The following is a 5,863-nucleotide window of genomic DNA, read 5'->3' on the forward strand; positions in this document are numbered from 1 at the left end:
TTAAACAAAGCTTGGATATAACATCCAGGCTTTATAAAAAAGTACCTAGCTGTTACCCTTGTCCTGATTTTTTTACTCTAAAACGTTCTTTCATCTTATGACACTTACGCCACCTTAAGTTTATTTACCGTCTTAAATCTGTAAATAACTCATCACTGTCTAGTGATGTGGTGTAGTCGCTTGTGTGTTGTATATATCACATCACTAGCCTATCTGAAAAATTAAAAAACAGGCTATGTTTATGTTGTCTAATGTCCGAGAACAGTGGTTCTCTAACATCCGTGGGGATGTACTTGCTGGATTAGTCGTCGGTCTTGCACTCATCCCTGAAGCCATCGCATTTTCAATTATTGCAGGTGTAGATCCTAAAGTCGGTCTATACGCATCTTTCTGTATAGCCGTCGTGATTTCTTTCGTAGGCGGTCGTCCAGCTATGATTTCAGCAGCTACAGGGGCTATGGCACTGCTCATGGTTACTTTGGTCAAAGAGCATGGGCTTGAATACCTGCTTGCAGCAACAATTTTGACGGGTGTAATTCAAATAATGGCTGGCTATTTAAAGCTCGCCAAGTTAATGCGATTTGTATCTAAATCTGTGGTTATTGGATTCGTAAATGCGTTAGCAATTTTAATTTTTATGGCTCAGCTGCCTGAACTGATTAATGTGACCTGGCATGTATATGCTTTAGTTGCTTTAGGTTTGGCGATTATTTATCTCTTCCCTATGATTCCCAAATTAGGAAAATTATTGCCTTCTCCACTTGTCTGCATCATTGCAATCACATTACTGGCAATTGCTCTAGGAATTGATGTAAGAACTGTGGGTGATATGGGATCGTTACCTGACACACTTCCAATGTTCTTGATTCCAAATATTCCTTTGAATATTGAAACATTGATGATTATTTTGCCTTATTCAGTCGCACTGGCGGCTGTAGGTTTACTTGAATCGATGATGACAGCAACCATCGTGGATGAAATGACAGATACACCAAGTGATAAATTCCAAGAATGTAAAGGACAAGGTATCGCGAATATTGCTTCTGGCTTTATGGGGGGGATGGCCGGTTGTGCCATGATTGGTCAATCCATGATTAACGTGAAATCGGGTGGTCTTACACGCTTATCAACATTCTCTGCGGGTATTTTTCTTCTTATTCTGGTTGTATTTATCAGCGATTGGCTCAAAGTGATTCCAATGGCTGCATTGGTAGCGGTAATGATCATGGTCTCTATCAGTACCTTTGAATGGAGTTCTGTCACTCAGTTAAAAGATAATCCTAAGAGCAGTAATATCGTCATGATTGCGACTGTGATTGTAGTTGTTGCTACGCATAACCTGGCTTTGGGTGTGTTAACAGGCGTATTACTTTCAGCTTTGTTCCTAGCGAATAAACTTGAAAATGATATCCAAGTAATAGCATCTTTTGAAGGAACAGCCCGTTTATATGATTTGAGAGGTCAGATCTTCTTTAGTTCTTCTGAAAAATTCATGCAAGGGTTTGACTTTAAAGAGAATGTAAAGGATGTGATTATTGATTTGACCCATTCTCACATTTGGGATGTAACATCAGTCGCCATGCTTGATTCTGTTGTAAATAAATTCCAAAAGAATAGTGTGAATGTCACTGTGCGTGGCTTAAATGAAGCCAGCTCTATCATGATTGATAAGTATGGAACACATGCCAGAATCTAAGTGCAGGAGATTTTACGTTTATGTAGAATCTCTAAAATTAACATAATACACGTTATACGAATCTAAAAATGGGAGCCTTTAGCTCCCATTTTTACTATATTTTTTAAAGTTTTAGGCGTGTTGTACAGTGAGTTTTAAGCCTAACGCATTTACTACACGATTAATCGTATCAAAACGTGGTGCTGAATCATGACGTAGGGCTTTGTAGAGTGCCTCACGCCCAATCCCTGCTTCTTTAGCAATTTGAGTCATGCCACGAGCTTTAGCAATAACACCAAGTGCATGGGCTAATTCAGCTGGATCATTATCTTCAAGAACCATATTGAGATACATCACAATGTCTTCTTCAGTTTTGAGTGACTCAGCCATATCAAAACTTGGTAAATCAGCGACTTTAACCATTTTAATCCTCCAATGTTTTCGATAATTTGACTGCACGATCGATGTCTTGTTGTTGAGTCGATTTATCTCCTCCACCAAGCATTACAATCACTACGTCACCATGCTGGATGTAATACATTCTCCATCCAGCACCGAAGAATTCTCTCATTTCCCAAACGCCATCTTGGAGAGGCTTAATGTCTCCCCAATTTCCACGTTGAACCTTATCTAATCTACGATTCAGACGAATACGGGTCATATTGTCTTTAATGCCATCTAACCATTCATCAAATTCTGGCAGACGTTTAATTTCAATCATGAGAATTCCTTATCTTCTCACTATATTGTATTCGATCGAATACAATATGCAAGTAGTCTATACGGACATCCATTAATTTCGTATAACAGCCATTATGTTAAATCAGGTTTAAAACTTAATATCATGTGAATTAAAGTAGGTCGGATCAAACTCTATCTCTCCTATTTCATCCTCGATAATTTGCATGTAATCGTCATATCTTGGATGTTTAGGGTCTTGTAATGCATCTAAAATATCAAGATATCCAAAAATTCCTCCAATATCTTCAAATGGAGCATGATTTTGACCATCTATACAACATGGATATTTTTTATTTAAATCAGGAGATTGTCTGCTTTCTACAGTAATCAAATGTTCCCAACAATCGCCAAAATCATATGTATATATAATTTTTTTACCTACACGTAGAACTTCTTTCAATTTTTGTCTTTTATTGATCTTTTCATGCTTAATAGTCGTGAATTCATGTAAATGGCTATCTTCCCAATCAAAAGCAGATTGAATTGCCTTATGGAGCGTAGATAAAGTAGCTGCCGATGAAATTTGAATAGTTCTCCAGATTTCAGGATCACTGCCTAGAAGACTAATTTTTAATTGAAAAACTTCATCAGAAGATTTGAGCTTTACAGTTCCCATAACAGCCTAGTTCTCAAAAAATAGTTTTAGTAAATCTAAAATTAACATAATACACGTTATATGAACTTACCAAGCATGCCCTTCTGTCATGATTTTTCTATCAAAAGAGTATAGCTGAATGATGGCGAGCCAAATCGCATACAATATCTATTATTAGACTTAATGTAATAATTAAATGATAGTGTTATCATTAATCTAATAGAATTAAGATTAAATGATAGAAATGAATACACGTATTTATCTACGAGCTTCAACTAAAGATCAAGATGCAGAAAGGGCTTTGCAGATTCTTCAGGATCTAAACCAAAACTTGAATTTGGGTGAAACCATTGTGTACGTGGAAAACTATAGTGGTACGAAGTTAGACCGACCTGAATTGAATAAGCTACTGTCAGAAGCAAATCAAGGTGACACATTGTTAGTTGAAAGTATTGACCGCTTATCACGCCTAACCCAACGAGATTTTCAAGAGCTGAAGCGCAGGATCCAGGAGAAGGGACTTCGTTTAGTCGTAGCAGATCTTCCTACTACCTACCAAATGATTCAAACCAGTGACAGCATTACTCATTCAATCCTGGAACTCATCAACAATATGTTGATTGATCTCCTGGCAACAATGGCTCGCCTAGACAATGAGAAACGTATAGAACGTATTAAGCAGGGCCTGGCACGTTCAGGTTACAAGCCAACAGGTAAGAAAGCCAATGAGGCTAAGCACAAACGAATAAAAGAATTGCTAGCAGCTGGCAATATGACTAAGGAAGAAATTGCCAAAGCAGTGAATTGTGGAGTTGCAACTGTCTATCGAGTTGCTAAAGTTATCTAAAAGCGGACATTTTTACTTTGGAGAAACCGGACATTTCTATTTTGGAGTTACATGTAATGTTATTTCGCATAAGAGATTTTATGTTAAATAAAAAGGTGTCTATACAATTGGTGGTTATTAACTTTCAACTTTAATCTACAATTTTTGATTTAATCAAAAATATCATTTTATATAAGTGAGTAATACATTGGAATTAAAAGAAATTAATTTGAAAACTGCTGAAGAAATGTATGACCTTTTCTCCCCAACTACTGGTATATTTTCAAAAGATCTAGCTTCAAGACGATGGCTATTTAGAGGCTTACCTGATTCAACGTACAAATTGATTCCCACAGCATTAAGAGATGGAAGTCAAGAGCTGATGAATCGAATCGCTGGTAGAGAGTGTGTACCTAATTATGACTCTACAGCTATTCAACTGTATTACGAGTTCAATGTTCTTGCTAAATTTTATTCTGAAGTAGATATGCAAGGATTACCTGTTGCAGACGATGCTCCTGAGCTAAGACCATTTTTATATAGGCCTACCACATCGGCTTTAAGCTACCTACAACAATTATTACAGAACGAACAAAGATGGCCTCCTAAATCTTTATATGGGCTTGCTGCATTAGCACAACACCATGGTCTCCCTACGAGATTACTTGATTGGAGCCTTGATCCATACATAGCATGCTTCTTTGCATGCCAACCTCATAACACTAGTAATCCTGAATTAGCTATTTGGGCAGTCGATAGTTATGCTATCGAGAGAAGTGCCGGTGCAGTAGAAATAGTTACAGCACCTGCGGCTAGCAATCCTAATCTTCATGCACAACGTGGAGTTTTTACAGTTAATCCTATATCTCTTAATAATGAAAATGCTTTTGGCTCACTTCAAATACAATCGGTAGATGAACTACTTAACTCAGTTAGATCTATCGAGTCACCTTTAATGTATAAAATCCTTATGCCACGAAGCGAGTCTACAAAGTTACTGTCTATTATCAATCGAATAGGTTACAAACCAAGTACTCTTTTCCCAGGGTATGAAGGGGCCGCCAAAACAGTTTTAGGAAGTCCTATAACATGTAAGTTAGTTAATGATAATTGGAAATCAAGAATTACTATGCTTATTCCAGAAAGTGAAGTACATATTGCAAAAGTAGTGTCAGCTCTTATTGACCCCTTTACAGAAGGAAGTAAAACCTTTGATAGTTGTTTTGAAAAGATAGAAGGTGGGCATCGCTATCGAGCAATGTCTACTGTTGCACCAATTGAAGCCTCTTCCTTCTTTAGACAAATAGCAGAAGGTATTAAGGGAGCTATTTTTTTCTTTCAAAATGAAGACATACTTGTTGATACAAACTCAGAATTAGATTGTGGAGCTAGTTATCAGCCACGAGATCTAATAGATAAATTGGGATTTCGACCAATTTAAATCAATGTATTTTAAAAGTGAATAGACACTAGATTTTCTAGACATTTTTATTGGTGAATAACACAAAAATGGGAACTCTAAGCTCCCATTTTTATTGATGATTTTTTAAATCTTTTAGCATGGCATCCCGTAAAATTTTATTCATACGTGTCTGATAGCCTTTGCCTTGTGCTTTTAGCCATTGCATAACATCTGCATCAATGCGTACTGTAGTCACTTGTTTAGTTGGCTTATAAAACGGATTTTGGACAGCATTTTTCCAAAAGCTTTCATCAAGTTCAGGAATGTCCGAAAAGTCTATTTCACTGTCTGGGCGTTTAGCCAGGGCTTCAAGTCTTGCCTTTTGTTCTTCAGACAAAACAGGAGGATTATTCAAATCCATTTTGTAAGTAACGGTTTTGCTCATACTGTTTCCTCTCTTTTTTCTCTGCCTGTCGTGCCGAAATAATGCGGATATGAGAGGTGGTCCCACATGTTTGAACAACTAAAAGCTTATTTATAAGTGATACTCTGCTCTAGTTAAGCTACCTTATTTTGTTGTGGTAGCTGGTCATAGTAAAACTCATCTGGAGTCATTTTGTCCAG

7 protein-coding genes are annotated in these 5,863 nt (G+C 37.1%); 3 read left to right on the forward strand and 4 right to left on the reverse strand.

Translation table 11 applies throughout. The annotated features are described in order from the left end of the window. Window positions 1-241: 241 nt before the first annotated feature. The gene (locus HYI04_RS16445; RefSeq protein WP_019838442.1) at window positions 242-1,696 is read left to right on the forward strand and encodes a SulP family inorganic anion transporter; all 1,455 of its coding nucleotides are present in this window, start codon (window positions 242-244) and stop codon (window positions 1,694-1,696) included. Between the two features lie 111 nt (window positions 1,697-1,807). Here the strand turns inward: HYI04_RS16445 and HYI04_RS16450 are convergent, their stop codons facing one another. From HYI04_RS16450 to HYI04_RS16460, 3 genes are all read right to left on the reverse strand, one after another. Further along, on the reverse strand, window positions 1,808-2,098 hold the full coding sequence (locus tag HYI04_RS16450; RefSeq protein WP_060875721.1) for an addiction module antidote protein: 291 nt from the start codon (window positions 2,096-2,098) through the stop codon (window positions 1,808-1,810). Window position 2,099: 1 nt separating this feature from the next. Then, entirely contained in the window at window positions 2,100-2,396 is a 297-nt protein-coding gene (locus HYI04_RS16455; RefSeq protein ID WP_005175534.1) for a type II toxin-antitoxin system RelE/ParE family toxin, read from the reverse strand. 108 nt (window positions 2,397-2,504) lie between these two features. Continuing rightward, the gene (locus tag HYI04_RS16460; RefSeq protein ID WP_000537573.1) at window positions 2,505-3,032 is read right to left on the reverse strand and encodes a plasmid pRiA4b ORF-3 family protein; all 528 of its coding nucleotides are present in this window, start codon (window positions 3,030-3,032) and stop codon (window positions 2,505-2,507) included. Window positions 3,033-3,246: 214 nt separating this feature from the next. Between HYI04_RS16460 and HYI04_RS16465 the strand changes: the two genes are divergently transcribed. Continuing rightward, window positions 3,247-3,858 (forward strand): recombinase family protein, encoded by a 612-nt coding sequence (locus HYI04_RS16465; protein ID WP_004740252.1) that lies wholly within the window; start codon window positions 3,247-3,249, stop codon window positions 3,856-3,858. A 187-nt stretch (window positions 3,859-4,045) separates the two neighbouring features. Then, window positions 4,046-5,278: an FRG domain-containing protein gene (locus HYI04_RS16470; RefSeq protein WP_178896407.1), complete on the forward strand. Its 1,233-nt coding sequence runs from the start codon at window positions 4,046-4,048 to the stop codon at window positions 5,276-5,278. A 91-nt stretch (window positions 5,279-5,369) separates the two neighbouring features. Here HYI04_RS16470 and HYI04_RS16475 read toward each other — a convergent pair whose 3' ends face one another. After that, entirely contained in the window at window positions 5,370-5,684 is a 315-nt protein-coding gene (locus HYI04_RS16475; RefSeq protein ID WP_178896408.1) for a BrnA antitoxin family protein, read from the reverse strand. Window positions 5,685-5,863: the final 179 nt, after the last annotated feature.

This window comes from Acinetobacter sp. SwsAc2, from assembly GCF_013391465.1.
Classification (GTDB): Bacteria; Pseudomonadota; Gammaproteobacteria; order Pseudomonadales; family Moraxellaceae; genus Acinetobacter; species Acinetobacter johnsonii.